We start from the raw sequence: 25,523 nt of genomic DNA, 5'->3' as shown, positions 1-25,523 counted from the left end.
AATGTTCCTGGGAGGGCTATTTCTGCTCTCGTAACAATTGAGCGGCGCGGACAGCAAAGTAAGTCAGGATGCCATCAGCGCCGGCACGTTTAAAGGCGGTCAGTGATTCAAGAATCACCGCCTCGCTCAACCAGCCATTCTGGATCGCCGCCATGTGCATGGCGTATTCGCCGCTAACCTGATAGACGAAGGTCGGCACTTTGAAGGCATCTTTTACCCGGAAAAGAATGTCCAGGTACGGCATGCCCGGCTTGACCATGACCATGTCCGCGCCTTCAGACAAGTCCGCGCCGACTTCGTGCAGCGCTTCGTCACTGTTGGCCGGGTCCATCTGGTAAGAAGCCTTGTTCGCCTTGCCGAGGTTCGAAGCTGAACCCACGGCATCGCGGAACGGCCCGTAATAGGCACTGGCGTACTTGGCCGAGTAGGCCATGATCCGCACGTTGACGTGGCCGGCAATCTCCAGCGCTTCGCGGATTGCCTGGATACGACCGTCCATCATGTCCGACGGCGCGACAACTTGAGCGCCGGCCTCGGCATGGGACAGGGCCTGACGGACCAGTGCATCGACGGTGATGTCGTTCTGCACGTAGCCTGCTTCGTCGAGAATGCCGTCCTGACCATGGGTGGTGAACGGATCGAGCGCCACGTCGGTGATCACCCCCAGTTCCGGGAAGCGATCACGCAAGGCACGGGTTGCACGCTGGGCAATGCCTTCGGGATTCCAGGCTTCGGCAGCGTCGAGGGATTTCAGTTCAGGAGGCGTCACCGGGAACAGCGCCAGCGCCGGAATCCCCAGCTCGACCCATTTCGCCGCTTCTTCAAGTAGCAGGTCGATGGTCAAGCGCTCTACACCCGGCATCGACGCCACGGCTTCGCGGCGATTTTCACCGTCGAGCACGAACACCGGCAGGATCAGGTCATCGACCGTCAGCACATTTTCCCGCACCAGCCGACGCGAAAAATCATCACGGCGATTGCGGCGCAGGCGAGTGGCTGGGAACAAACGGTTGGCAGGGGTAAAGCTCACGGCAGACTCCTGAGCCCGCGTAAACGGGCGAGCGTGACAGTTATAGACGGCCATTATGACTAACAGATGACAGTTGTGTGAGACCCGTGACATGTAGCCGCATTCCATTCTCAGTGTAGGAATTGTTCACGTCGAGACACATTTGGACACTTTCATGAATGTGTCCGAAGGGTTAGGCTGCGCGTTCATTTCGCCAGCACCCAGACAATGCTCCAACAATTTCTGCATGACTTTGGCTACTTTGCCTTGTTTCTCGGCACATTCTTCGAAGGCGAAACCATCCTGGTGCTCGCGGGCTTCCTCGCGTTCCGTGGATACATGGACATCAACCTGGTGGTGGTCGTGGCGTTCTTCGGCAGCTATGCCGGCGATCAGTTGTGGTACTTCCTGGGCCGCAAGCACGGGCGCAAATTGCTCGCGCGCAAACCGCGCTGGCAGATGATGGGCGACCGCGCGCTGGAGCACATCCGCAAGCATCCGGACATCTGGGTCCTGAGCTTCCGCTTCGTTTATGGCTTGCGCACGGTGATGCCGGTGGCGATCGGCCTGTCGGGTTATCCGCCGGGACGTTATCTGCTGCTCAACGGCATTGGCGCGGCCATCTGGGCCACTGCGCTGGCCGCCGCCGCTTACCATTTCGGCGCGGTGCTGGAAGGCATGCTCGGCAGTATCAAGAAATACGAGTTGTGGGTACTCGGCGCCCTGCTGATACTCGGCGTTGGCCTGTGGCTGCGCCGCCGCTTCAAGAATGCCCGTCTGGCAAAACAGGTTTATCAGGACGAGCAAATTGCCAAAGCGGCCAAGGCTGAGCAGTTGAAAGCCGAACAGGCCAACTCCGCCGAACCTAAGACGCCAGCCGAGTAACACGCTGGCGACTGACATACAGCCCGCCCACACTGAGCAGGCTGTAACCGAGTAAACCAGCCCATATCACCGGGCTGGCCGGCCAAAGCCCGACCAGCGGCGCCAGCCACACCAACGGCAGGTTCAACGCCAATCGCAGCAGTTCTACCTTCAGCGTCCAATGGCGATTCTCCAGGGCCACGCCCAACGCAAACACGCCAAATGCCACCGCGCCCCAACCGAGCACCAGCGCAGCGGTCGGCAGGCTTCGTTCCAGATTCATCAGATAACTGCCCAGCGCGATATACACGCAGAACTGCAGCGCCACGTACCACTGCTGTCGACGCTCAAGCGGCACTTCGAATTTACGGAACCGGGTCAGATCCGGCTTGCTCATCGGATACTTCGCCGCGACGTCCGCCGGCCGCCACCCGGTGCGCATGAACCAGATCCGCAGCTTGTCCCGGCGGCTCTCGGTCCGCCGTGCGTCATCCCACAACTGCGCATAAAACTGCAGATTGGCCCACAACGGATTCCAGCTCGCCAGCGGCGTGGTCACGCCGAAAATCACCGGTTCGTTGTCGTCCTCTTCCTGAAACGTGCCGAACAGCCGATCCCAAATAATGAACACCCCGCCGTAGTTGCGATCCATGTAGAGAGCGTTCTGTGCATGGTGAGCCCGATGATTGGACGGCGTAACAAAGCACCACTCGAACCAGCCGAGCTTGGGAATGTGTTTGGTGTGCACCCAGAACTGATAAAGCAGGTTCAGCGCCGCGACACTGACGAACACCAGCAGCGGCACGCCGAGCACAGCCATCGGCAGATAGAAAATCCAGCCCAGCAGAAACCCGCTGCTGGTCTGGCGCAAGGCGGTGGAGAGGTTGTACTCCTCGCTCTGGTGATGCACCGAATGCGCCGCCCAGAGGATGTTGCGCTCATGACCCAGACGGTGCAGCCAGTAGTAGCAGAAGTCGTAGAGGACGAAAGCAAATACCCAGACCCAGAAGCTGTCCGCCGACAATCTGAACAGCGCCAGATGCTCAAGGGCAAAGGCATAAGTCACCAGGCCAACGCCCTTGGTCAACAGGCCCGTGGTGGTCGACAACACGCCGGTGCTGATGCTGTTCACCGCGTCGGCCAGGCGATAGTTGCTCACCCCGCGCCAGCGGTCGGCAAGCAACTCGAGCGCAATCAACACGAGGAAAAACGGTACCGCATACAGAATGAAGTCCATGACGCGTCCCGACTGAAGTCTTGAGGACAGATCCTAGGCTCAGCGCCCCATTAACCCTATGGCAACGCGCGACAAATTAGTGGACATTTAGCGCCATGAATCTGGAGAGAAACCCATGAGCAAAAAAGTTGCAGTGATCCTGTCCGGCAGTGGCGTATACGACGGCGCCGAGATCCATGAAAGCGTCATCACCCTGCTGCGCCTCGATCAACGCGGCGCGCAGGTGCAGTGCTTCGCGCCGAACATCGCGCAATTGCACGTGATCAATCACCTGACCGGCGAAGAAATGCCCGAGTCGCGCAACGTGCTGGTGGAATCGGCACGCATCGCTCGTGGCAACATCAAGGACATCCGCGACGCCGATGTCGACGACTTCGATGCGCTGATCGTGCCGGGTGGTTTTGGCGCGGCGAAAAACCTCTCGAACTTCGCCGTCGAAGGTGCTGGTTGCAGCGTGCAGCCTGAGGTTCTGGCGTTGGCCGAAGCGTTCGCCGAAGCGGGCAAACCGGTCGGCCTGATGTGCATCTCGCCGGCACTCGCGGCAAAAATCTACGGCCCTGGCGTGACCTGCACCATCGGCAATGACGCCGACACCGCCACAGCGATGAACAAAATGGGCGCGACCCACGAAGACTGCGCCGTCAGCGACATCATCGAAGACAAGGCACGCAAACTGGTGACCACGCCTGCGTACATGCTGGCGCAGAACATCAGCGAAGCGGCGTCGGGGATCAATAAACTGGTCGACCGCGTCCTCGAACTGACCCACGAAAACGACGCCTGACCAGAAGTCATTGGAAACCTCTGTGGCGAGGGAGCTTGCTCCCGCTGGGTTGCGCAGCAGCCCCCAAACCATTCAATAGAGCAGTGTCAGACAGGCGCGGAGCAGGGTTTGCGACGGCTGCGCCGCCGAGCGGGAGCAAGCTCCCTCGCCACAGGGATCCGGTTGAATCAGGGTTTGCGGGTCAGGCGCGTGAGGATCCGGTCGAGCGCATTGGCAAACGCCTGCTTCTCGCGATCGCCGAATGGCGCGGGGCCGCCGCTCATCTGGCCCTGCTCACGCAGGTCGGTGAACAGGTTACGCACCGCCAACCGTTCGCCCATGTTCTGCGCATCAAACTCCTTGCCGCGCGGATCCAGCGCCGCCACGCCCTTCTTCACCAGCCGATCCGCCAACGGGATATCGCTGCAAATCACCAGCTCACCGGGCACCGCATGCTCGACCAGATAATCGTCCGCCGCATCCGGGCCGCTCGGCACCACGATCAGTTTGACGATGGCCAGCCCCGGCTTGGTCTGCGGTTGCCCGGCCACCAGCACCACTTCGAACTGACGCTTGAGGGCGAACTTCACCACCAGATCCTTCGCCTGCCGAGGGCAGGCGTCGGCATCGATCCATACACGCATAGTCTTTCCTCTTCCCAAAAAGCATCGCGGGCAAGCCCGCTCCCACAGGTTACGCGCAAATCCTGTGGGAGCGGGCTTGCCCGCGAATATGAGCGCAGCGAATGCGGTTAAGCGGCTACCCGCTTCTTCTCGGCCACCCAACTACGCCCGTACAGCACAACAATCGCCAGAATCGCCACCGCCTGCGCCGTCAGCGAATAGGCATCGGCGTGAATCCCCAGCCAATCGAACTCGAAGAACGCCACCGGCCGCGTGCCGAAGATCCCGGCTTCCTGCAACGCTTTCACGCCATGCCCGGCAAACACCACCGACAGCGCGCACAGCAGCGCAGCATTGATGCTGAAGAACAGCGTCAGCGGCAGTTTCGCCGAACCGCGCAGGATCACCCATGCCAGACCGACCAGCAGCACCAGCGCCGTCGCACCACCAGCGAGCACCGCGTCATGCCCGGCGGGACCAGCCTGCAGCCACAGGGTTTCGTAGAACAGGATCACTTCGAACAGTTCGCGATAGACCGAGAAGAACGCCAGAATCGCAAAACCGAAACGTCCGCCGCCGCCCACCAGGCTGCTCTTGATGTAATCCTGCCAGGCTGCGGCGTGGCGACGGTCGTGCATCCACACGCCGAGCCACAACACCATCACACTGGCGAACAGCGCCGTCGCACCTTCCAGCAATTCGCGCTGCGAACCGCTGACATCGATCACATACGCCGCCAGCGCCCAGGTGCCCAGGCCGGCCAGCAACGCCAGGCCCCAACCGACGTTGACGCTGCGCACCGCCGATTGCTGGCCGGTATTGCGCAGGAACGCGAGGATCGCCGCCAGCACCAGAATCGCTTCCAGACCTTCACGCAGCAGAATCAGCAGACCGGAAATGTAGCTCAGCGACCAGCTCAGACCATCGCTGCCGAGCAGGCCGGCGGATACTTTGAGCTTGGCTTTCGCCGCGTCCAGACGTTGCTCGGCTTGCTCGACCGGCAGGCCGTCCTGCAACGACTGCCGGTAAGCCATCAGCGACTTCTCGGTGTCCTTGCGCACGTTGGCGTCAACGTTATCCAGTGAACTCTCGACCAGTTCGAAACCTTCCAGATACGCCGCCACCGACAGGTCGTAGGCCTGATCGTGCTCACCGGCGCGGTAAGCCGCGAGGCTCTTGTCCAGGGTCGCGGCGGTATAGTCGAGCAATTGCGCCGGGCCGCGTTTGACCTGCGGCGGTTGTGCACGCTGGGCGCGGAACGTCGCAGCGGCTTGCGGGCCGTCGGCGGCCTGCACTTCGGCCGGCGTCTGGCGGGCCAGATCGGCAATGTTGTAAGTCTTCTCGGAGGTGGCCGCCGCCGCGTCGGCGCTGAAGCCGGCGATGTAAGTGGCCAGATCCCAGCGCTGACGATCATCGAGCTGATCGGCAAACGCCGGCATGTCGGTGCCTTCGACGCCTTGGCCGAGGGTGTTGTAGATCGCGTACAGACTCAGGTGATCGAGACGCGCCGCGTCACGCAGATTGGCCGGTGCCGGCGTCATGCCCAGACCTGCCGGACCGTCGCCGGCGCCGCTGTCGCCGTGGCACACCGAGCAGTTTTGCGCATACAGCGGCGCGCCACGGGTCGGGTCCGGGGTAATGATCGGCGCCTGGCTGACTTCGTACGCCACCGCCAGTTGCGCGCCCAGTTGCCGGGCCTGACGGGCAACGTCGGCGCCGTCCTGCTTCGCCGTGATCGCCATGTGCAGCGCTTCGATGCCCTGCTCCAGCGCCGCTTTCTCGGGCTTGGCCGGCATGTCGGCGATCAAGCCTTGCAGCGCCTGCGTGAACTCGAGCTGTTCGCGATATTCGGAGTCGTCGACGACTTTGCCCGCCGCTACCGTCTGCGGGTAATCGGCGCTGATGTAATCGAGCAGGTGCAGCGCTTGCGGTGCGCCTTCCACGGTATCGGCCAGCAGGTTGAAGCTGCTCAGGGCACACAACGGGAACACCAGCCAGGCCAGGAATCGGGACGAGGCAGTCATGAAGGGGTCTCAAGTGGAAATGCGAAGTTACATATTGTTCACTTCGAACACGTTTCCCTCAAGCTTTGTCGGCGTTTCGAGGTTTTTAACGCGTAGGCGCCGTCAGGTTCCGGTAATGCTCGGCCATGAAATCAACGAAAACCTTGACCTTCAGGGCGACATGTCGGGCATGCGGATACAGCGCGTAATAATGCCGCTGGCCGAGGGTGCAGTTGGGCAGAATCTGCACCAGTCGCCCGCTCAACAAGTCGTCCTGCACCGTTGCCCGGGTGAATGAGGCGATGCCGACACCCGCCAGCGCGGCCGCATGCAGCGAACTGATCGAGTCCGCTCTGAAGTGACCTTGTACCCTGACCGTCGTGGCCGCTCCGCGCGCATCGGACAACAACCATTCGCTGCCGCCGGTAAATGCCAACAGTTGATGCTCGGCCAACTCCCGCACCTGACGCACCAGGCCATGCCGGGCTACATATGCAGGAGACGCCACCAGCAACATGTCCGAGACCGTCAGCAATCGCGCCACCAATGACGAGTCCGCCAGCGGCCCGCAGATGCGCAGCGCGACATCGAAGCCTTCGGCGATCAGATCGACAAAGCGGTCATCGCAGGACAGATCGACTTCAATATCGGGATAACGCTGTTGAAACGCCGGGAGCCAGTTCGCCAGTTCCAGCGTGCCGATCACCATCGGAGCGCTGATACGCAGGACGCCGCTGGGGCTTTCATGGGCCTGCCCGACCGCCACGGCGGCTTGGTCCAGTCGATCAAGAATGTCCACGCAGGCGGCGTAATACTGCTGCCCCGCTGTGGTCAGGCTGAAGCGCCGGGTGTTGCGGTTGATCAGCCGTGTACCGAGTTCAGCTTCCAGTTGCTGTAACTGGCGGGAGATGGTCGAGTGCGTGGTCTCGAGCCGTTCAGCGGCAGCACTGAAACCGTGACACTCGACGATGCAACGAAACGCACGCATGGCCAGCAGTTGATTCATTGATGTCCCGGACTCATTGAAAGACAGGTGGCCAAGGCTAGCTCAATCCACTCACCCATCCCACCTGTAAGCCGTTGCATGGCACAAAATGCTGGTGCATCAGGCACGCAAAAACAGTGCGGCATATGGCCACTACTCGCTTCTATAATGCGTCGACTTGTCGTCTTTCTGCTCAAGGATGAACCCTTTCCATGCGCCATTGCCTGTTGCTGCCCCTGATGATCGCTACCCTTGTGCAACTGGCGGGATGCGGTGCTTACCGCAATTACGACCTGGAACTGCAACAGACCACCGACCAGCTCAAGTCCGGCAACATCGACGGCTCACTCGCACTGATCGAAGCGCATAACCCCGACCCGGAAAAGGATTTGCTCTATTACCTGGAGAAAGGTGCAGTTCTCAGTGCCGGTGGCGAGTTGCCGCAGAGCCAGGTGGCGTGGCGCAGTGCCGAACAGATGATCATTCAGCGTCAGGACACCATCGAAACCACCGGCGATAAATTGCTGGCCGCGATGGGCGATCACTGGGGCGGCATCATCAACGACAAAATTCGCCGTTACGATGGCTACGACTATGAAAAGGTCATGCTGACCACGCAAATGGCCCTCAACCAGTTGTCAGAGAATGACTTCGACGGCGCCCGTGCCGACATCAAGAAAACCCATGAACGGGAAACGCTGATCGCCCGCCAGCGAGAGCTGGAATACGAACGCGTCGAAGAAGCGGCCAAGGCTCAGGGCGCGCGCGTGCACTACAAGGACCTGCAGGGCTACCCGGTAGTCATGCTCGACTCGCCCGCCGTCATTGCGTTGAAAAACGGTTATCAGAGTGCGTTCAGCCACTATCTCGCCGGTTTCACCTACGAAGCGCTGGGTGAAAAGGATCTCGCGGCACCGGGCTATCGTCAGGCCATCGAGCTGCGCCCGGACATGGCGTTTTTCCAACAAGCATTGCGTGACCTCGACAGCCCGGGCCTCAAAACCGACGAAAGCGACGTGCTGATCATCGTACAAAGTGGCCTCGCGCCCGCCCGCAGTTCGGTGCGTGTGCCCTACCCGGTGAAACTGGCGGATGGGCAAGTCATCGTTGCCAATATCTCCTTCCCGGTGATGGTGCCGGACACCTCCACCCAGCCCATCAGCCAGGTCAGCATCGACGGTCGCCAGAAAAAACTGATCGCGGTCAACAACATCACGGACATGTCCTTGCGTACCCTGCGTGACGATATGCCGGGGATCATTCAGCGTACGACCTACCGGGCTTTTCTTGCGGCAGATGTGCAGGGTACTGACAATCGGCGCGACCCGGGCAAGGCCTCATATGTGACCCACTGGGATGGTTTCGAGCAGGCCGATACACGCACTTGGCGTACGTTGCCCAACCTCACACAGGTCGTGCGTCTGCGCCTGAAAAAGGGCGATCACCTGATCAGCCTGCCCAATACACCTGGCACCCCGCCACTGAAAATCCGCATCGAGCAAAATCGGCAGATGGTCGGTCTGCGTGTGCTGGGTGAACGGATCTATGCCAACGGCAGTGCGTTTCAAACTCGCACGTCTCTGGAAAACCGGGTATCCGGCCTGAAATAACTAATGGCACCAAACTAACAATTGCAATTAAAAAGCTATTACATAGCCAGCACCGCCCGCCTATAATGCCGCGCCATCGCTATTGCGAAACGGCATTAAAGCTCCTCTGGTTATGAGGAATTGGCAGGAGGCCAACGCCACTGTCGATGGGTCACACCAGCCCGACCAGCACCCGCGGCTGAAGTTACTCCAGGGAAGAAGTACCCCCATGGCATTCCGCGCTCCCACTCTGATCGCGCTCAGCGCCGTCACTCTGCTGTCCGGCTGTTCGGCGTTTCGCAACTACGACTCCGAATTGGCACAGACCAACCAGCAACTGGCTTCCGGCAACGTCGACGCCGCGCTGACCTTGCTGGAAAAGAACAACACCGGCCCAGACAAAGACCTGCTCTATTACTTCGAGAAAGGTGAACTGCTGCGTGCCAAGGGCGATTTGTCCGGCAGCCAGAACGCCTGGACCAGCGCCGATGTAGTGGTCGGCCAGTGGGAAGATTCGGTCAAACTCGACACCGGCAAATACCTCGCTCAGTTCGGCAGTTTCATCGTCAACGACAAGGTCCGTCGCTACGAAGGCTACGACTACGAAAAAGTCATGCTGACCACGCAGATGGCCCTGAACCTGCTGGCGGTCAATGACTTTGATGGCGCGCGTACCGCGATCAAGAAGACTCACGAACGCGAAGCGGTGATCGCCGACCTGCGTGACAAGGAATACCTCAAGAGCGAGGAAGAAGCCGAGAAAGAAGGCATCAAGACTCAATACAAGGACCTGCAGGGTTATCCGGTCGCCAGCCTCGACGCGCCGGAAGTGGTCAGCCTGAAAAACAGCTACCAGAGTGCGTTCAGCCATTACCTGGCCGGCTTCGTCTATGAAGCCCTCGGCGAAAAAGACCTGGCTGCACCGGGCTACCGCAAGGCAGCCGAACTGCGCCCGAACACGCCGCTGCTGGAACAGGCGCTGGTCAACCTCGACAAGCCAAGCAAAAGCGACGACAGCGACATCCTGATCGTCGTGCAAAGCGGTCTGGCGCCGTCCCGCGATTCGATTCGTGTGCCGCTACCATTGCCGATCTCCAACAACGTGGTGATCACCCCGCTGTCCTTCCCGATCATCAAGGCCGACACTTCCACCGCGCCGTTCGCGCAGATCGGTGTCGATGGCCAGCAAGTCAACCTGACCGCCCTCAACAGCACCACCGCCATGTCCCGCCGCGCCCTGCGCGATGACATGCCGGGGATCATCGTGCGCACCACCGTGCGCGCGATCACCAAAGGCGTGGCCCAGAAGAAGATCAACGAAACCAACCCGCTGGCCGGTCTCGCGGTCGGTATTTCTTCAGCCGTGCTCGAAGGTGCCGATACCCGTACGTGGCGCACCCTGCCGGACAACACCCAAGTGGTGCGTCTGCGCTTGAAGAAAGGTGAACACCAGGTCACCTTGCCGAGCGCTGTAGGCGGTTCGGTGGTCAAGGTCACCGTTGACCAGCGCTATCAAGTGATCAGCCTGCGTGCCGTCGGCAATCAGGTCTTCGCTGGCGGTCTCGCCGCCCACGTCATCCCGAGCGCCGGCGCGACCAACGTCGCCAGCCTCAAACAACCTTAAGAACGGAGTCTTTGCATGCGCTTCAAACTCATCGCCGCCGCCGCCCTCGCCTTGCTGGCGAGCGGCTGCGCCACCCCGCCGCCGCCTGAGCCGGGCAGCGCCGCGAGCAAAGTCGTGGCCATGGGGCCGCAGAAACACATCGTCGTCGGCGCCATGCGCGTCGCCCGCGAAAACGGTTTCATGACCGTCAACGTGCAGTTGAGCAACACCCTCAACAGCAACAAGACGTTCTACTACCGCTTCGCCTGGCTCGGCCAGGAAGGTTTCCCGATTGCCGAAGAAGAAGTCTGGAAAAGCCAGATGATGTACGGCGCGCAAACCAGCTTCATCCAGGGCATCGCCCCGACACCGAAAGCCGTGGACTTCCGTCTGGAACTCAAGACGCCTTAAGCCCGCCACCCTATTCCTGATTTAGAGAACATCGCCATGTTTGTACGCTTTTCCTGCATCGCCGTTATCGCCCTGCTGGCCTCCGGTTGCGCCAATACATCGCCGACCCTGGGCAGCAAGAACATCAGCTACGGCGACACCAAAGCGGTTGAAACCGTGACCAACGAATTCGGTTCGACCGACCTGCAAATGATCGCCGAGTCGATGACCCGCTCGCTGGCTCAGTCCGGCATTCTGCAAAACCGTCCTGTGGTTCAGGTCTACGACGTGAAGAACAAGACCAGCGAGTACATCGATACCCGCGAAATCACCACCAGCATCAAGACCCAGCTGATGAAAACCGGCGTTGCCCGTTTCGCCAGCGACAACAATGCGATGCAGAGCCAGGTTGACCAGCTGAAGCTGCAGAACCAGAGCGGTCTGTACAAGAAGAGCACCGTGGCCAAGACCGGCAACATGGTGGCTGCCAAGTACCGCATCGAAGGTTCGATCAGCTCGATCGTCAAGCGCAGCAGCGATTACAAGGACGTCTTCTACAAATTCAGCCTGCAGTTGATCGACGTGGAAAGCGGTCTGGCCGAGTGGATGGACGAAAAAGAGATCCGCAAAACCACGGAGCGTTAATCGATGCGCGCATGGATTGGCATGATGGCCCTGGCTTGCGCGTTTGGCGCGCAAGCGGCCCCGAAAGTCGCGGTGACGGATCTGGCGTACCAGGAGCGCGTGGAGCAATACATCCACATCGTTTCGGCCCAGAGCAATCATCGCGAGAGTTACTACAGCGCCAGCGGTTCTTCGAGCTACAACGAGATCGAAGCGACCACCAGCTACATCGAACAGGGCGAGCTGCGCAAATTCACCGGCGACATCAAGGGTGAGATTCTGCGTACCGGCATGTTCCAACTGGTGCAGGGCACGCCGTACACCGCATCGTCCAAGGGCGATGTCTATGACGTGATCAAACGCATCAAGGCCGGCAACTTCAAAGGCGCCGACTACGTGTTGTTTGGCACCGTATCGGACATCGACTTCACGCAGGACGTGAACGATCTGGCGCACACCGACAGCTATTCGGCGGTACTGGGCCTGACGTTGGTGGCGGATTTCAGCCTGATCAACACCAAGACCTTCGAAATCACCTCGGCCTTCACGGCGATGGGTGAAGCGCAGGACACCAAACTGGTGAACGGCCGCGACATCAAAATCTCGCTGAACCGCCCACGGGTGGTGCGTGAGGTGTCGAAGGCACTGGGCGAAGACGTCGCCGGGCAACTGAGCCAACAGCTCGGTGGTGGTGGTGGTTACGAGCAGCCGCGTGAACCGCAGCAGCGCAACAATTTGCCGCGTGATACGGCGCCGGTCATCCTGCGCTGATCTTGGACTGAGGGCTTTTGTGGCGAGGGAGCTTGCTCCCGCTTGAGTGCGCAGCGCTCACAAGCTTTTTGGGGCCGCTTCGCAGCCCAGCGGGAGCAAGCTCCCTCGCCACAGTGGAGTACCAGACAGGCAATAAAAAGGCGACCTCATCAGGTCGCCTTTTTTGTGGCCGAAGCTTTTAGACCGCCGCTTTACGCAACGTCGCCATGAACGCCGCCGCGCCAATGAACAGTCCGGCAAACGTGCGGTTCATACGCTTCTGCTGTGTCGGTGTGCGCAACAAGCGCAGCACTTTCGACGCCAGTCCGGTGTAGCCGGCCATGACGACCAGGTCAACGGCAATCATGGTCACGCCGATCACCACGTACTGGATCAGCAGCGGTGCATGTGGATTGATGAACTGCGGCAGTACCGCCAGCATGAACACCAATGCCTTGGGGTTGCTGATGTTCACCAGAAAACCACGGAACACCAACGCCAGCGGCTTGCCGATCGGCCGCACCGCCGCGTCGTCGCTCATGTCCATAGGCAGCGCGCGCCATTGCTTGATCGCCAGATAAACCAGATAGGCCACACCGAACCATTTGATCGCATGGAATGCGGTAGCCGAAGCAGTGAGGATCGCGCCGACACCGGCACCGACAATCGCAATCTGCACAGCGAGGCCGATTTGCAGGCCCAGGGCGTTCCAGTAACCACGCCAGAAGCCGTATTGCAGACCGCTGGACATCGACGCAATCGCGCCGGCGCCCGGAGAAAGACTGATCACCCAGCAGGCGGCGAAAAACGCCAACCATGTTTGAAGCTCCATCGCACACCTCGACTCTGAATCGTCACAGACGTCCAAGCTAATGCGGTTTGGAATGGTTGACCATTAATTTTTGCAGGATGGTGCAGCAATCACGGCTGGAGGGCCCCTTCGCGAGCAGGCTCGCTCCCACAGGGAAACGCATTTCAAATGTGGGAGCGAGCCTGCTCGCGAAAGCGTCAGAACAGACGCCCCGAAACCTACTTCTCGAAACCGCTCGACGGAAACACATCCGTCCCGCGCCAGCGTCGCACCGAACGCTGGAAGAACAAACTGTTCGGCACCTGCACCATCGCGCTACCGGTGCCCAATTCCTCAGCCTCGATCAACGTGGTGTAGAGCAGATTGATCGCCACCACCCGGCCTTTGACGCCCGGCTTGTCGGTGGTGTCCACCAGTTCGACGATATCCCCCAGGCGAAACGGCCCGACGGTGAAGATCAGAATCGCGCAGAGCAGGTTCGACAGCACACTCCACATCGCGAAGAACGCCACCGCGGCCACGGCAACAAAACCCGACAACGCAGTCCACAACACTGTGGCCGATACGCCGAGGCGTTCCAGTACAAAGATCACCGCACTGCCCATGATCAGCCAGCGCAGCACGCCACGCAGTGGCATCAGCAGTTGCGGCGGGAACGGATAGCGTTCGCCCAACCGGGTCAGGCCTTTGGCAACGAAGCGCTGGGCGAGATAACCGGCCAGCAGGATCAGCAGAATCTGCACGCCGAGCCAGATCGGCTCGACCCACACGGCCGGCAGCGGCAGCTTGAACGCATCCATCAGGACAGCGCCTCCAGCTCCGCCTGCATGCTTTCCAGCGTTTCCAGGGCCTGCATCCACGCCTCTTCCAGCTCGCCTTCGCGCACTTTCAGCTTGGCCTGCTCGGCCAGCAGATCACGCAATTCGTTCTTGCGCGCCGGCTCGTAGATGTCGCTGTCACCGAGGCTGGCATCGACCTTGGCGAGTTTTTCGTGGAGCTTGCCCAATTCGGCTTCAAGCTTGTCGGCTTCGCGCTTGTGCGGTGCCAGTTGCTGACGCAAGGCAGCAGCGGCCTGACGTTGAGCCTTCTTGTCGGTCTTGTCCGGGTTGACCGGGGTGTTGCTGACCGGCGCGTTGCGCTGACGGTATTCGACCAGCCAGCGCGCATAGTCTTCGAGGTCGCCATCGAACTCTTCGACCTTGCCGTCAGCGACCAGGTAGAAGTTATCAGTGGTGCTCTTGAGCAAGTGTCGATCGTGAGAGACCACCAATACCGCGCCGCTGAATTCCTGCAGCGCCATGGTCAGCGCCAGGCGCATTTCCAGATCGAGGTGGTTGGTCGGTTCGTCGAGCAGCAGCAGGTTAGGCCGCTCCCAGGCGATCAGCGCCAGAGCCAGACGGGCCTTTTCGCCACCGGAGAAATTCAGCACCGGCTCATCGATCCGCGCACCACGGAAGTCGAAACCACCCAGGAAGTCGCGCAAGGTCTGCTCACGCTCGGTGGGTGCCAGACGCTGCATATGCAGCAAAGGGCTGGCCTTGGAATCCAGCGAGTCGAGCTGATGCTGAGCAAAGTAGCCGACCACGGTGTTCTCGCCCCGGGTCATACGCCCGCCCAGCGGTGACAGCTCGCCGGCGAGGTTCTTGATCAGCGTCGATTTACCCGCGCCGTTCGGGCCGAGCAGGCCGATCCGCGCACCCGGGGTCAGTTGCAGCTTGACCTTCTCGAGGATGGTTTTATCGCCGTAACCCAGACGCGCATCGGACAGGTCGATCAACGGGCTGGAAATCTTGGTCGATTCGCGGAAGACGAAATCGAACGGCGAATCGACATGGGCAGCCGACAGCTCTTCCATCCGCTCAAGTGCCTTGATCCGGCTCTGCGCCTGACGGGCCTTGGTGGCCTGGGCCTTGAAGCGGGCGATGTAGCTTTCCATGTGCGCACGTTGCGCCTGCTGCTTCTCGTAGGCCTGTTGCTGCTGGGCCAGACGCTCGGCACGGGCGCGTTCGAACGCGGTGTAGCCGCCGCGATACAAGGTAATTTTGCGCTGATCGACATGGGCGACGTGGTCAACGACTTCGTCGAGGAAATCACGGTCGTGGGAAATCAGCAGCAAGGTGCCCGGGTAGCTTTTCAGCCACTCTTCGAGCCAGATGATTGCGTCGAGGTCCAAGTGGTTGGTTGGTTCGTCGAGCAGCAGTAAATCTGACGGGCACATCAAGGCCTGCGCCAGATTCAGACGCATCCGCCAGCCACCGGAGAAATCCCCGACCTGGCGATCCATCTGTTCGTTGGTGAACCCGAGACCGGCAAGCAGCTTGCGCGCTCGCGCATCAGCGGTGTAGCCATCGGCGCTGTCGAGTTCGGCATGCAGACGGGCCTGAGCGGCACCGTCATGCGCCGCTTCGGCGGCCGCGAGGTCACGTTGCACCTCGCGTAGACGCAGGTCGCCATCGAGCACATAGTCGACGGCAAGACGCTCGAGCGTCTCGATCTCCTGACGCATGTGGGCGATGCGCCAGTCGGCCGGCAAGTAGCAATCACCCGAGTCCGGGTGCAGCTCACCCCGAATCAAGGCGAACAGGCTGGATTTGCCGGCGCCGTTGGCACCGATGAGGCCGGCTTTGTGGCCGGCGTGCAGGGTCAGCTCGGCGTCTTCTAGCAGACGTTGCGGGCCACGCTGTAAAGTCAGGTTCTGAAGTCGGATCATAATGGCGGCGGAGTCTACCAGCTTCGCTCACAACTGGCGCGAGTAGCACGATGTCCTCTGACCTGTGGAGCTTTTCCCTTGCCATCTACGCCCGCCCGGGTGTGGAAGACGCCTGCCTGCAATTGCAGACTGCGGGTGCCAATGTGTGTCTGCTGTTGTGTGGATTGTGGCTGGAGCAACGCGGGGTGACGTGCGATGAACAACGCGTACGACTGCTTCAGGCGCTGACCGAACCTTGGGATGTCGAGGTGGTGCAGCCGCTGCGAGCACTGCGCATGCAATGGAAAGCACGGGCGGTTACCGATGCGGTGTTGAAGGGCATGCGCGAGCAGCTCAAATCACTCGAACTTGAGGCGGAGCGAGCATTACTGTCACGGCTTGAGGGTGTGGCGCAGGAGTGGGCGCGAAACGACGCAGGTTCAAACACCTGGCTGGAAGGATTGGCCGGCACGGCGGCCAGCCCGAACCGCGACGCGCTGCAAGTGCTGCGCGTCGCGGCAACCGGCACTTAGGAAGCGCTGGTCGGGTTGCTGGTGACACTCGACACAGCGGCTGGCGTTGGCGCAGTCGAAGGGGTCGAGGCAGTGGCGGCAGGTGCTGGTGCAGCTGTCGGTGCAGCAGGCTTGGCCACTGGTGCGGTTGCCGGTTTGGCGGCAGCTGGTTTGGCAGCGGCTGGCTTTTTCACGGCAGGTTTTGCAGCTGGCTTGGCGGCTGGTTTTGCCGCAGCAGGCTTGGCAGCAGCAGTCGCTGGTTTAGCGGTAGCGGCTGGCTTGGCTGCCGGTTTGGCGACGGCTTTCACTGCTGGTTTTGCAGCAGGTTTGGCGGCTGGTTTTGCCGCAGCTTTGGCAGCAGCCGGTTTAGCGGCAGTCTTGGCAGCTGGTTTGGCAGCTGCGGTTTTTGCAGCAGGTTTTGCTGCCGGTTTCGCAACAGCTTTGGCTGCAGTTTTAGCGGCCGGTTTGGCGGCTGCGGTTTTCGCTGGAGCTGCTTTGGTTGCGGCTGGTTTTGCAGCCGGTTTGGCAGCAGCTTTGGCAGCTGGCTTGGCGGCAGCTGGTTTCGCAGCGGCAGTTCTAACCGCCGGTTTTGCAGCGCTCGCAGCAGCCGGTTTTTTCGCTGCAGGTTTTGCAGCGGTTTTAGCAGCCGGTTTGGCCGCCGCTTTTACCGGTGCCTTGGCCGCAGGTTTGGCTGCAGTTTTAGCCGCCGGTTTTGCCGCTGCGGTTTTCGCCGGAGCTTTGGCAGCAGCAGGTTTTGCCGCTGCTTTTTTTGCCGGTGCCGCTGCCGGTTTGGCTGCGCGGGTGGACAATACTTTGCCCACGGCTTCTTGAACGCGACCAACACCCTGGGCCAGTTTCAGGCTTTCCTGGGCATCACGCTTGAGTTGCAGAATGTAGCTGCGAGTATCGGATTGACGATCCTTCAACGCATCGAGCAGGTCTTCCAGTTCTTTCACTGCGCCTTTGGCCTTGGTCTGCGCCTTGGCTTTACCGGCGGCAGCTGCGTCCTGCAATTTGGTGCGGGATTTGTGCAGTTTTTCTTGCGCCTTGCCGCGTTGCTTTTCCAGTTTGGCGAGCAGTTTTTCAGCATCAGCCAAGGCTTGGGAGCAAGCGTTTTCCAGATGCTCGAGCAAGCTGCCCGAGAGTTGTTGGAGTAAGTGCAACGGAGTATTTACAGGCTTCTTGGTGGCCGACATGGTTTACCTCCTGGCTGACGTGAGTGCGGCTCATACTAGACCTCTGCTGCTACCGCCGCTAGGTCATCTTGACAGTATCAATTCCGTTGCGTTGCACCGAAGTGAAAATGTTCTGCACGAACTCAAAAGCAGTTCACCGTTGCAGACGTTCGCGCTGGCATAATCCCCCGCATCTCAGGACGGAGAGTGCCCATGTCGCGCTACCTTTTTTTATCCCTCTGCATGATCTTTTCGGCCGCCCACGCTGACGAAAAAACCACCGCGAACGATGCTCATGATCTGGCTTACAGCCTCGGTGCAAGTCTGGGTGAACGGCTGCGCCAGGAGGTTCCGCAATTGCAGATCCAGGCACTGGTTGATGGTTTGCAACAGGCCTATCAAGGCAAGCCACTGGCGCTGAGCGAAGCACGTATCGAGCAGATTCTGGCCGATCATGAAGCGCAAAATGCCGAGCACTCCACGCAGCCTTCGAGCGACGCCGCGATGGAAAACGAGCAGCGTTTTCTGACGGCTGAAAAAGCCAAACCGGGCGTGAAGGAACTGGCCGACGGCATCCTGCTGACCGAACTGATGCCGGGCACTGGCGCCAAAGCCGGGCCTGATGGAAAAGTGCAGGTGCTGTACATCGGTCGGCTGCCCGACGGCACGGTGTTCGATCAGAACACTCAGCCGCAGTGGTTCAATCTCGACAGCGTGATTGCCGGCTGGCGCACTGCATTGCAGAACATGCCGGTGGGCGCGAAATGGCGACTGGTGATTCCTTCGGACCAGGCTTATGGCGCCGACGGTGCCGGGGACTTGATTGCGCCATTCACACCGCTGGTTTTCGAAGTCGAATTACGCGGCGCGACGAGCTGATCAGGCATAAAAAAACGGTGCGCTTGGGGCGCACCGTTTTTCGTTTGCAAGGCGTTGATCAGGCCTGAACCGAATCTTCTTCCTTGTGTGCCGTGTGCAGCACTTCAATCAGGCAATCTTCCAGCTCGAAGCGTTCATGCAACAGGCCACCGAGCTCCTTGAATTTCTCGGCAACGCACTTGCCTTCATCGCAAAGATCGTTGAAGGCGAGGAGCTTTTCAGTGATGACGTCGATACGTGGATAGATCGTCTCGGCGAGTTCCAGACCGCGCTTGTCGTTGAACGCTTTGGCTTCGCCAGTCAGCTGTTCGTAGATTTCGAAGTGCCCGGCCGAGACGTAATCGACCAGCACGCCGCAGAATTCCTGCAAGGGCTTGCGGCTCTCGGCCAGCGACTCAGGCTGCGCACCGAGTTTGTCGTAGGCGCCGATCAGCTCTTCACGCTCTTGCAACCAGCGGTCGATCAGCAGATGAACTCCACCCCAACGTTCCTGAGCATTCTGACAACTTTCGAGCATGGCGATCTCTCTTCCCTTGTGGGTCATGCTGCTCTACACCCGCGCCCTCTTTTTGGCTTGGGGGCAATCGGGCAGAGCGTCATCGAGCAACATAAATCCAATGACACGTGCGGGCCAGATTATGCCCGCACGCCTATGGCTTCAAGGTACGCAGGAGATAAAGTTCATACAAGTGTTTAATCCCGCAGCGGCGTCCGGTGCGACGCTTCGCCGCTGAGCGGTCGCTGCAACGCGCTCCAGAGCAGCCGCAACAATTGATATACGGCAAGAATCGACACGGCGACAAAGAACAACAAGCTCCATTCCGGAATGCTCAGATCGAACAGCGTCCAGGAGATTTCGGCGCAATCGGCACCACCTTCAAACATCTTTTGCAACGCACAGATCCAGGGCAAGCCGCTGAACAGCGTCTGCGGATCCGGGGGGCATTTGATCAATTGCAACACCGGATCACTCTGGATCAACACTTGCCGCCAGGCTGCGGTGGTGCCACCCAGACTCGCGCCCAGCGCGAGCAGCCAGTAAAGCCACAAGCCGCCACGCTTGGGACCGTGCACCGCCGCCAGACCACAGGAGGCGCACAGCAGCGTCAGGAACAGCCGCTGCACCAGGCACAGACTGCACGGCGTCAGGCCGACCGCGTATTCAAGATAATAGGAAGCTCCCAGAGCAAAGGCACCCGCAGTGAAAACCATGAAGAACAAGGAGCGTGAGCAGGCCAACGACATGGCTTTTCCGTAACTTTAGAGACAGGCGGTTACGGTAGAGGAAAGCGTGTCAGCCTTTCAAGGCAAGGCCCTGCCGACAGTTCACCAGAGGTGTAGGGAAAACCCGACAGGTTCAAGAGGAAAAGGTGTGGCACGCTGTAGGACTTTTCCCTAGACACCCACGGAAGGTTAATTTTCGTGCGCCAAGGGTGACCGAGGGAGCAACCTCCCTCGTGATTTCAGACGCGAGCCGGGACCGGCAACGGTGCAGCCAGCAAGCGCTCATCCAGCAAGCCGAGGCCTTCCTGGAACAACTGATTGCTGCGCTCGGTATCACCCAGTTGCGCGAGCAGACGTGCCAGCTCTGCACAGGCCTCCGGATTACGCTGCACGCGCAGACTGCTTTCCAGATAATCCCGTGCCTTGCCCCACAGGCTGGTTTGCAGACACAGACGCCCCAGGGTCAGCAGCAGGCTCGGATCATTCGGATGATCCTTGAGCCAGCCTTCGGCGGTCTGCAATTGACGCGCCGGATCACTGCCGCGCACCAAACCATAAAGACGCGCCAGATGGCTGTCGTATTTGCGCTTGAGCGCCGTGCGCAACACTTCTTCCGCCTGCACCTGAGCGCCCAACTGACGCAGTTGCTCGGCATAGGCCAGCACCAGCGGCGGTTCCTGGCGTTGCGCTGACGTGAGTTGTTGCCAGGCCCGATCCAGCGACTGCGCGCCCACCGAGCCATCCTCCTCGCGCTGCGCTGCCAGCGACAGGTTTTCACCCCAGGCGCGACGTTCAAGCTCTGCCAGTTCAGCGGCCGGCAGGACCTTGTCTTTGCGTAGCTCCGGCAACAGACGAATCACCGCCGACCAATCACCGCGCTGCTGATACAGACGCTGCAACTGGCGCAGCGTCTGCACATTGTGCGGATGGCGCTCATGCATGGCCTGCAAGGTCACCAGTGCGCCGTCGGTATCGCCCCGGTCGGTCTGCAACTGCGCGTGGCTCAAGGCAATCGCCAGCTCCGCCTGTGGCTGACGCTCCAGCGCACGCTCCAGCAGATGATCGGATTCCTCGTAATTGCCTTGCTCGTTCGCCGCGCGAGCAGCGCCGAGGTAATACAGCAACGGTTGGCGTTCCGCTTCAGCGGCCCGATACAAGTGACGCTGGGCGCTGGCCCAGCGACCTTCGGCCAGATCCAGTTGACCGTGCTCGATCGCCACTTGCACGCGACGGCTACGGTTGCGCCGCGACCATGGATTGACTACGCCAGTGGAAGCCATGACCAGCTCGACCAGAGCCTTGATGCCCCAGATCAGCAACCACAACACCGCGATCAGCGCCAATGTCGCCCACAGGCTCGACTCATAACGGAAGGTCTTGTAGGCGACCAGCACGTAACCGGAATGCTCGGCAATCGCCAGGCCCAGCGCCGCCGTCGCCGCGATCACCAGAAACACGATCACATAGAGGCGTTTCATGGCGTGGCCTCCTGCGCAGGGTTGGCAGCAGGTTTGGCGAAGGGTTTCACCGACTCTTCGGCGTTGACGTTACGCCGTTCCAGATAGGCTTGTACGGCACTGAGTGTGCCGGTCAGATCCGGTGTGTTGACCGTGACCGGCTCCTTGCTCAGCTCGCCGACCTGTTCAAGCATGACTTTGCTTTGCGGATTGTCCGGATTGAAGTTGCCTTTGAGCACGTCACGCGCCTCGGCCAGCGCTTGGGTATAAACCGCTGCCTGACCATTGAGAGCCGCCCACTGCGCCTGCTCCAGCGCCAGGCTCAGGGCCAGACGCACTTGGCTCAGGCTTTGCCCGGCCAGCAAAGGTTTCACATTCTTGTCAGCGTTGAAATCGATCCGAATGTAGCGCGAGACCTGATCCCACCACTGCGCCCAACGACTGGCGCCGTCACCATCGGCAGTCAGGCCGAGCAGCGACTCGCCGCGGTCCTTGTATTCCGGTGCCAGTTCGGTGAGATCGATGACCTGATCGCGCAGAGCGCCCAGTCGCAGGAACAATCCAGTGCGATCCGGCTGCTCGGTGCTGCGCAGCGCGACCAGGGTTTTCGCCACTTGCTCACGGGCGGCGAAGGAGCCGGGATCGTTCTGTTCACGAAGGATTTCGTCGGCGCCCTGGACCAGGGCTTGGGCGCTGCTGATGTCCTGCAAGGCCGAAAGGCGCAGGCTGGCCAGACGCAGCAAGTGTTCGGCTTCGGCCAGACGCCAGTCCTTGCGGCTGGCGCCGAGTACGGTTTCCAGGCGTTGGTTGAGGCGCTGTTGATCGCCCTGAAGCTGCGTCACCAGACGCTGGCGATCAGCGAGTTCGTCGGCCCCCGGTAACTGCGCGAGGCGCTCGGTCAGACGCTGCTCGTTGAGTTTCAGGCTCTGCGCCTGATCGTTCAACGCCTGCACCTGACCCGACTGCTGTTGGGTGTTGGTCTGCAGGTGACGCACCTGCCAGACTCCCCAGCCACCGATCGCGACACCGGCAGCACCGAGCAACAGGGCGACGATGGCCAGGCCATTGCCTCGGCGCGGCTCTTTGGCCGGCAGTGGAGTTTCAACCGGTGCGTCAATCACCGGTTGGACGTCATCTTTAGGCAAGGCTGTTTCGCTCACGTATCCATCCTTTGCATTAGAGAACGGGCACGGGATGCTCCCGTAACGCCGTCAGCAAAGCCGCGGCACTCGCGCCGCGGCAATCCACAACTGTTTGAGCCCCGGCGGCATGTGCCAGCTCGGCGACCCTTGGGCTTGGAACAAACAACGGCAACCGCGCAATCGTCGGCCACGTATCGCTGGCCATCTGACGCAAGTGCTCGAAACCCTGTCCACTGCTGACCACCAGCCCGTTCAAGCGTTCCGCTTCGATCCGTCGCGGCAGTGCTTGCGGCGCATAGGCTGGCAAGTCTCGTCGATACAATTCCAGATACTCGACACTAGCACCAAGCTCGCGCAGGCGCTCGGCAAGCAACTCGCGGCCGCCCTCCCCACGCAGGATCAACACCTGCGAGCCGGGTTGTGTGACAGCCTCGCGCAGACGCGGCAATTGCAGCAAAGCCTCACTGTCATCACCGCCGTCGGGGAAGTGCGCATCAAGACCATGATCGCGAAGAATCTGCGCCGTCGCCGCGCCCACGCTGAACCACGGCATGGCCAGTGATTGCAGACCGTGGGCATCCAGCAGATCCAGCGCAATCCGCGCCGCCGGCTTGCTGACCACAATCACCGCGCTGCAAGTCGGCAACTGCGCAATCGCCTGACATATTTTGTCAGAGACCGGCAGCGGCGCGATTTCCAGAAGCGGCAGGCAACTGCTGAAAATCCCCTGCCCGGCCAACGTCTCGGCGAGCGCCGCACAGTCATCGGCCGGGCGCGTCAGCAGCAGGCGCCAACCGATCACTCGTGACCTGCCTCGCCGTAGACTGCCTTGAGAATTTCTTCGGCGCCCTGGCCGAGCAAGTCTTCGGCAACCTTCACACCCAGCGCTTCGGCATCAGCGCGTGGTGCGCGGGCTTCAGCGCTGATCAGTCGACCGCCACTCGGCTCACCGACCAGACCGCGCAGCCACAGTTGCTCGCCTTCAAGCACCGCGTAGCAGGCGATCGGCACTTGGCAGCCGCCATTCAAATGCTTGTTGAGTGCACGCTCGGCGGTCACGCGTGAAGATGTGTCCGCGTGATGCAGCGGCGCGAGCAAGGCATGAATTTCGGTGTCGGCACTGCGGCATTCGATGCCGACCGCACCTTGGCCACCGGCCGGCAGACTGTCATCGACGCTGATGGCCGAAGTGATGCGATCCTCGAAACCGAGACGGATCAGACCGGCCGCCGCGAGGATGATCGCGTCGTACTCGCCGGCATCGAGCTTGGCCAGACGGGTGTTGACGTTGCCGCGCAGGAAACGGATCTCGAGATCCGGGCGGCGCGTCAGCAACTGTGCCTGACGACGCAGGCTTGAGGTGCCAACGATGCTGCCGGCCGGCAACGCCTCAAGACTTGCATAGGTATTGGAAACGAAGGCATCACGCGGGTCTTCGCGCTCGCAGATGCAGAACAGACCGAGGCCTTGAGGGAAGTCCATCGGTACGTCTTTCATCGAATGAACGGCAATGTCTGCTTCATTTTCCAGCAGCGCGGTTTCCAGTTCCTTGACGAACAGGCCCTTGCCGCCAATCTTCGACAGCGGCGAATCGAGCAGCTTGTCGCCGCGACTGACCATGGGCACCAGCGTCACCAGCAAGCCCGGATGGGCCGCTTCCAGACGGGCTTTGACGTATTCGGCCTGCCAGAGGGCCAGCGCACTTTTACGGGTGGCGATGCGGATTTCGCGAGAGGACATGGATCAATCCGTACTGAATAGATACGGCGGATAATAACAGCTCAGCCAAATCCACTTTGACTTGAATCAGAAACGGCGTGGCCTCCCTGGCCTGCGATGCCTGGTGAAAAGACTGGAGAACCGCCCGGAAAGACCGGGTTACAAGCCCTGCATCATCTTGCGCACACCCGCCACATGCCGACGACTGACGATCAGCGCATCACCATTGAGGCCTTTGAGGAACAGCTGGAAATGCCCCAGCGGCGTACGTTGCAGGCGTTCGATGCGGTCGCGGGCGACCAGCGCGTTGCGATGGATGCGCACAAAACGTTCACCGAATTCGTCTTCGAGGGCCTTGAGCGGTTCGTCCAGCAGCACTTCGCCGGCTTCATGGCGCAAGGTCACGTACTTGTGGTCGGCAATGAAATAGACCACCTGATCCAGAGGAATCAGTTCGATGCCTTTGCGGGTACGCGCACTGATGTGACTGCGCGGGCCATTGCCGCTTTCGGCAGCAGGACGGGTCAGGGCCGAGAGTTGCGCCCGATTGGGACGTTCAGCCCGTTTCAGGGCGTCATGCAGATGTTCGGTTCGCACGGGTTTCACCACATAGCCCACGGCGCTGGCCTGCAGGGCTTCCACGGCAAATTCATCGGGACTGGTGCAAAACACCACGGCAGGCGGCGTTTCACGCTCGCACAGACGGGCAGCGACTTGCAGGCCATCCAGGCCAGGCATGCGGATATCGAGTAACACGATATCCGGCTTGTGGCTGTCGATCAGCGCCAACGCCTCTTCGCCATTCGTGGCGCTGGGCTCCAGGACTGTGTAACCCTCGAGCTCGCTCACCATTCGGCTGAGGCGCTCGCGAGCCAGTGGTTCGTCATCAACGATCAGGACATTCATATTGCGCTGGATTCCTGCGTGAGTCTCGCACAAGGATAGCGTAGACAGGTGAAGTGACGTCCGTCACCGCGATCCACGCTAAGACTAGCCCGAGCGCCAAAAAGTGCCGTACGTCGGCCAGCAATATTTGCCAGTATCCGGGTCGTACTGCTCGAAGCCCGCTGTTTCCTGCGCTTTGCGCGGGGTTTGCCCAAGGACAATACACCCACCCCCTCTTCTTTCTTATAGTCGGCAGCCAGACCTTTGCGCGATCCGGTTTGCACCGACCCTTATGTCCAACTGTAGACGCTCGTCGGGCCGATATTGCTCAATCGAAAAATATCCTTACGCAAATCATCGAAGTAACGCGCCGACTATGCATGACACGTTGAGAAAAAAACGTATCGACCGGTGTCAGCGACAGGATTGGCAACCCTGTTATTATCCGCGCCAGCGTTTCACGCCTTTTTTCTTCAAGCCGATACGAGCGAATTCATGAGCACTGACAAGACCAATCAGTCCTGGGGCGGCCGCTTCAGTGACCCCGTCGACGCCGTCGTCGCCCGCGTCACCGCCTCCGTCACTTTCGA

The 25,523-nt window shown here is 60.5% G+C and carries 25 protein-coding genes and 1 pseudogene; 10 read left to right on the top strand and 16 right to left on the bottom strand.

Annotation, left to right across the window (positions count from 1 at the left end; translation table 11 throughout):
* Nucleotides 1-16 precede the first annotated feature (16 nt).
* On the bottom strand, nt 17-1,030 hold the full coding sequence (gene hemB / locus ACIOWE_RS05540; RefSeq protein WP_401388351.1) for a porphobilinogen synthase: 1,014 nt from the start codon (nt 1,028-1,030) through the stop codon (nt 17-19).
* Between the two features lie 207 nt (nt 1,031-1,237).
* Here hemB and ACIOWE_RS05535 point away from each other — a divergent pair, with 207 nt between their 5' ends.
* The gene (locus ACIOWE_RS05535) at nt 1,238-1,894 is read left to right on the top strand and encodes a VTT domain-containing protein (RefSeq protein ID WP_401388348.1); all 657 of its coding nucleotides are present in this window, start codon (nt 1,238-1,240) and stop codon (nt 1,892-1,894) included.
* Here ACIOWE_RS05535 and ACIOWE_RS05530 read toward each other — a convergent pair.
* On the bottom strand, nt 1,875-3,110 hold the full coding sequence (locus ACIOWE_RS05530) for a sterol desaturase family protein (protein ID WP_401388345.1): 1,236 nt from the start codon (nt 3,108-3,110) through the stop codon (nt 1,875-1,877). The genes ACIOWE_RS05535 and ACIOWE_RS05530 overlap by 20 nt on opposite strands.
* A 115-nt stretch (nt 3,111-3,225) precedes the next feature.
* Between ACIOWE_RS05530 and elbB the strand changes: the two genes are divergently transcribed.
* On the top strand, nt 3,226-3,894 hold the full coding sequence (gene elbB / locus ACIOWE_RS05525) for an isoprenoid biosynthesis glyoxalase ElbB (RefSeq protein ID WP_201236342.1): 669 nt from the start codon (nt 3,226-3,228) through the stop codon (nt 3,892-3,894).
* Nucleotides 3,895-4,061: 167 nt separating this feature from the next.
* On the opposite strand, the gene ACIOWE_RS05520 is transcribed toward elbB, so the two are convergent.
* The 3 genes from ACIOWE_RS05520 to ACIOWE_RS05510 form a co-directional block, all read right to left on the bottom strand.
* A complete protein-coding gene (locus ACIOWE_RS05520) occupies nt 4,062-4,517 on the bottom strand; it encodes a YaiI/YqxD family protein (protein WP_201229167.1) in 456 nt (151 codons plus the stop codon).
* 107 nt (nt 4,518-4,624) lie between these two features.
* Nucleotides 4,625-6,520 (bottom strand): FTR1 family protein, encoded by a 1,896-nt coding sequence (locus ACIOWE_RS05515; protein WP_401388341.1) that lies wholly within the window; start codon nt 6,518-6,520, stop codon nt 4,625-4,627.
* Between the two features lie 85 nt (nt 6,521-6,605).
* A complete protein-coding gene (locus ACIOWE_RS05510; RefSeq protein WP_401388338.1) occupies nt 6,606-7,505 on the bottom strand; it encodes a LysR family transcriptional regulator in 900 nt (299 codons plus the stop codon).
* Between the two features lie 191 nt (nt 7,506-7,696).
* Between ACIOWE_RS05510 and ACIOWE_RS05505 the strand changes: the two genes are divergently transcribed.
* From ACIOWE_RS05505 to ACIOWE_RS05485, 5 genes are all read left to right on the top strand, one after another.
* Nucleotides 7,697-9,094, top strand: a complete 1,398-nt coding sequence (locus ACIOWE_RS05505; RefSeq protein ID WP_401388335.1) for a COG3014 family protein — start codon at nt 7,697-7,699, stop codon at nt 9,092-9,094.
* Between the two features lie 208 nt (nt 9,095-9,302).
* Nucleotides 9,303-10,697 carry a COG3014 family protein gene (locus ACIOWE_RS05500; RefSeq protein WP_401388333.1) on the top strand — a complete coding sequence of 465 codons (1,395 nt, stop codon included), beginning with the start codon at nt 9,303-9,305 and terminating at the stop codon, nt 10,695-10,697.
* A 15-nt stretch (nt 10,698-10,712) separates the two neighbouring features.
* Nucleotides 10,713-11,087: a YcfL family protein gene (locus ACIOWE_RS05495; RefSeq protein WP_401388330.1), complete on the top strand. Its 375-nt coding sequence runs from the start codon at nt 10,713-10,715 to the stop codon at nt 11,085-11,087.
* Nucleotides 11,088-11,123: 36 nt separating this feature from the next.
* Nucleotides 11,124-11,711, top strand: a complete 588-nt coding sequence (lpoB, locus tag ACIOWE_RS05490; protein ID WP_103302536.1) for a penicillin-binding protein activator LpoB — start codon at nt 11,124-11,126, stop codon at nt 11,709-11,711.
* A 3-nt stretch (nt 11,712-11,714) separates the two neighbouring features.
* Nucleotides 11,715-12,461 carry a penicillin-binding protein activator LpoB gene (locus tag ACIOWE_RS05485; RefSeq protein WP_401388327.1) on the top strand — a complete coding sequence of 249 codons (747 nt, stop codon included), beginning with the start codon at nt 11,715-11,717 and terminating at the stop codon, nt 12,459-12,461.
* Nucleotides 12,462-12,639: 178 nt separating this feature from the next.
* Here ACIOWE_RS05485 and ACIOWE_RS05480 read toward each other — a convergent pair whose 3' ends face one another.
* The 3 genes from ACIOWE_RS05480 to abc-f all read right to left on the bottom strand — a co-directional run bounded on the left by ACIOWE_RS05480 (nt 12,640) and on the right by abc-f (nt 15,961).
* A complete protein-coding gene (locus ACIOWE_RS05480) occupies nt 12,640-13,272 on the bottom strand; it encodes a LysE family transporter (protein ID WP_103302538.1) in 633 nt (210 codons plus the stop codon).
* A 197-nt stretch (nt 13,273-13,469) separates the two neighbouring features.
* On the bottom strand, nt 13,470-14,051 hold the full coding sequence (locus ACIOWE_RS05475; protein ID WP_401388324.1) for a mechanosensitive ion channel domain-containing protein: 582 nt from the start codon (nt 14,049-14,051) through the stop codon (nt 13,470-13,472).
* Complete coding sequence (gene abc-f / locus ACIOWE_RS05470; protein ID WP_401388321.1) at nt 14,051-15,961, bottom strand: ribosomal protection-like ABC-F family protein; 1,911 nt, start codon at nt 15,959-15,961, stop codon at nt 14,051-14,053. Before abc-f ends, ACIOWE_RS05475 begins: the two co-directional genes overlap by 1 nt.
* A gap of 50 nt (nt 15,962-16,011) precedes the next feature.
* On the opposite strand from abc-f, the gene ACIOWE_RS05465 reads away from it, so the two are divergent.
* A complete protein-coding gene (locus tag ACIOWE_RS05465; protein ID WP_401388318.1) occupies nt 16,012-16,473 on the top strand; it encodes a TIGR02444 family protein in 462 nt (153 codons plus the stop codon).
* Here ACIOWE_RS05465 and ACIOWE_RS05460 read toward each other — a convergent pair.
* Nucleotides 16,470-17,648: an AlgP family protein gene (locus ACIOWE_RS05460; protein ID WP_401388315.1), complete on the bottom strand. Its 1,179-nt coding sequence runs from the start codon at nt 17,646-17,648 to the stop codon at nt 16,470-16,472. The genes ACIOWE_RS05465 and ACIOWE_RS05460 overlap by 4 nt on opposite strands.
* 192 nt (nt 17,649-17,840) lie before the next feature.
* Between ACIOWE_RS05460 and ACIOWE_RS05455 the strand changes: the two genes are divergently transcribed.
* Entirely contained in the window at nt 17,841-18,506 is a 666-nt protein-coding gene (locus ACIOWE_RS05455) for an FKBP-type peptidyl-prolyl cis-trans isomerase (protein ID WP_401388312.1), read from the top strand.
* Nucleotides 18,507-18,564: 58 nt separating this feature from the next.
* On the opposite strand, the gene rsd is transcribed toward ACIOWE_RS05455, so the two are convergent.
* The 7 genes from rsd to ACIOWE_RS05420 all read right to left on the bottom strand — a co-directional run bounded on the left by rsd (nt 18,565) and on the right by ACIOWE_RS05420 (nt 24,954).
* The gene (gene rsd / locus ACIOWE_RS05450; RefSeq protein WP_401388309.1) at nt 18,565-19,023 is read right to left on the bottom strand and encodes a sigma D regulator; all 459 of its coding nucleotides are present in this window, start codon (nt 19,021-19,023) and stop codon (nt 18,565-18,567) included.
* Nucleotides 19,024-19,199: 176 nt separating this feature from the next.
* Nucleotides 19,200-19,751 carry a disulfide bond formation protein B gene (locus ACIOWE_RS05445; protein ID WP_401388306.1) on the bottom strand — a complete coding sequence of 184 codons (552 nt, stop codon included), beginning with the start codon at nt 19,749-19,751 and terminating at the stop codon, nt 19,200-19,202.
* A 218-nt stretch (nt 19,752-19,969) separates the two neighbouring features.
* A complete protein-coding gene (locus tag ACIOWE_RS05440; protein ID WP_401388303.1) occupies nt 19,970-21,208 on the bottom strand; it encodes a heme biosynthesis protein HemY in 1,239 nt (412 codons plus the stop codon).
* Nucleotides 21,205-22,347, bottom strand: a complete 1,143-nt coding sequence (locus ACIOWE_RS05435; RefSeq protein WP_401388300.1) for a uroporphyrinogen-III C-methyltransferase — start codon at nt 22,345-22,347, stop codon at nt 21,205-21,207. Before ACIOWE_RS05435 ends, ACIOWE_RS05440 begins: the two co-directional genes overlap by 4 nt.
* A gap of 16 nt (nt 22,348-22,363) precedes the next feature.
* A complete protein-coding gene (locus ACIOWE_RS05430; RefSeq protein WP_401388297.1) occupies nt 22,364-23,131 on the bottom strand; it encodes a uroporphyrinogen-III synthase in 768 nt (255 codons plus the stop codon).
* A complete protein-coding gene (hemC, locus tag ACIOWE_RS05425) occupies nt 23,128-24,069 on the bottom strand; it encodes a hydroxymethylbilane synthase (RefSeq protein ID WP_401388294.1) in 942 nt (313 codons plus the stop codon). The genes ACIOWE_RS05430 and hemC overlap by 4 nt, the downstream gene beginning before the upstream one ends.
* Nucleotides 24,070-24,207: 138 nt before the next feature.
* The gene (locus ACIOWE_RS05420) at nt 24,208-24,954 is read right to left on the bottom strand and encodes a LytTR family DNA-binding domain-containing protein (protein ID WP_038359143.1); all 747 of its coding nucleotides are present in this window, start codon (nt 24,952-24,954) and stop codon (nt 24,208-24,210) included.
* 474 nt (nt 24,955-25,428) lie between these two features.
* Here ACIOWE_RS05420 and ACIOWE_RS05415 point away from each other — a divergent pair.
* Nucleotides 25,429-25,523 (top strand): annotated as a pseudogene (locus ACIOWE_RS05415) (hypothetical protein); the annotation flags it as partial.

The sequence above is a fragment of the Pseudomonas sp. NPDC087598 genome (assembly GCF_044743525.1).
Taxonomy (GTDB): domain Bacteria; phylum Pseudomonadota; class Gammaproteobacteria; order Pseudomonadales; family Pseudomonadaceae; genus Aquipseudomonas.
Note: the sequence above shows the minus strand (reverse complement) of the source record. Positions and strands in the feature narration are given on the sequence as shown.

Excerpts from the sequence above, each read along its gene's own strand:
- ACIOWE_RS05500 (WP_401388333.1), top strand. The coding sequence starts at position 9,303 with ATGGCATTCCGCGCTCCCACTCTGATCGCGCTCAGCGCCGTCACTCTG.
- elbB (WP_201236342.1), top strand. The coding sequence starts at position 3,226 with ATGAGCAAAAAAGTTGCAGTGATCCTGTCCGGCAGTGGCGTATACGAC.
- ACIOWE_RS05420 (WP_038359143.1), bottom strand. The coding sequence starts at position 24,954 with ATGAATGTCCTGATCGTTGATGACGAACCACTGGCTCGCGAGCGCCTC.
- ACIOWE_RS05485 (WP_401388327.1), top strand. The coding sequence starts at position 11,715 with ATGCGCGCATGGATTGGCATGATGGCCCTGGCTTGCGCGTTTGGCGCG.
- rsd (WP_401388309.1), bottom strand. The coding sequence starts at position 19,023 with ATGCTCGAAAGTTGTCAGAATGCTCAGGAACGTTGGGGTGGAGTTCAT.
- ACIOWE_RS05505 (WP_401388335.1), top strand. The coding sequence starts at position 7,697 with ATGCGCCATTGCCTGTTGCTGCCCCTGATGATCGCTACCCTTGTGCAA.
- ACIOWE_RS05510 (WP_401388338.1), bottom strand. The coding sequence starts at position 7,505 with ATGAATCAACTGCTGGCCATGCGTGCGTTTCGTTGCATCGTCGAGTGT.
- hemC (WP_401388294.1), bottom strand. The coding sequence starts at position 24,069 with ATGTCCTCTCGCGAAATCCGCATCGCCACCCGTAAAAGTGCGCTGGCC.
- ACIOWE_RS05460 (WP_401388315.1), bottom strand. The coding sequence starts at position 17,648 with ATGTCGGCCACCAAGAAGCCTGTAAATACTCCGTTGCACTTACTCCAA.
- ACIOWE_RS05475 (WP_401388324.1), bottom strand. The coding sequence starts at position 14,051 with ATGGATGCGTTCAAGCTGCCGCTGCCGGCCGTGTGGGTCGAGCCGATC.
- ACIOWE_RS05480 (WP_103302538.1), bottom strand. The coding sequence starts at position 13,272 with ATGGAGCTTCAAACATGGTTGGCGTTTTTCGCCGCCTGCTGGGTGATC.
- lpoB (WP_103302536.1), top strand. The coding sequence starts at position 11,124 with ATGTTTGTACGCTTTTCCTGCATCGCCGTTATCGCCCTGCTGGCCTCC.
- abc-f (WP_401388321.1), bottom strand. The coding sequence starts at position 15,961 with ATGATCCGACTTCAGAACCTGACTTTACAGCGTGGCCCGCAACGTCTG.
- ACIOWE_RS05465 (WP_401388318.1), top strand. The coding sequence starts at position 16,012 with ATGTCCTCTGACCTGTGGAGCTTTTCCCTTGCCATCTACGCCCGCCCG.
- ACIOWE_RS05455 (WP_401388312.1), top strand. The coding sequence starts at position 17,841 with ATGTCGCGCTACCTTTTTTTATCCCTCTGCATGATCTTTTCGGCCGCC.
- ACIOWE_RS05520 (WP_201229167.1), bottom strand. The coding sequence starts at position 4,517 with ATGCGTGTATGGATCGATGCCGACGCCTGCCCTCGGCAGGCGAAGGAT.
- ACIOWE_RS05535 (WP_401388348.1), top strand. The coding sequence starts at position 1,238 with ATGCTCCAACAATTTCTGCATGACTTTGGCTACTTTGCCTTGTTTCTC.
- ACIOWE_RS05495 (WP_401388330.1), top strand. The coding sequence starts at position 10,713 with ATGCGCTTCAAACTCATCGCCGCCGCCGCCCTCGCCTTGCTGGCGAGC.
- ACIOWE_RS05445 (WP_401388306.1), bottom strand. The coding sequence starts at position 19,751 with ATGTCGTTGGCCTGCTCACGCTCCTTGTTCTTCATGGTTTTCACTGCG.
- ACIOWE_RS05440 (WP_401388303.1), bottom strand. The coding sequence starts at position 21,208 with ATGAAACGCCTCTATGTGATCGTGTTTCTGGTGATCGCGGCGACGGCG.
- ACIOWE_RS05515 (WP_401388341.1), bottom strand. The coding sequence starts at position 6,520 with ATGACTGCCTCGTCCCGATTCCTGGCCTGGCTGGTGTTCCCGTTGTGT.
- ACIOWE_RS05530 (WP_401388345.1), bottom strand. The coding sequence starts at position 3,110 with ATGGACTTCATTCTGTATGCGGTACCGTTTTTCCTCGTGTTGATTGCG.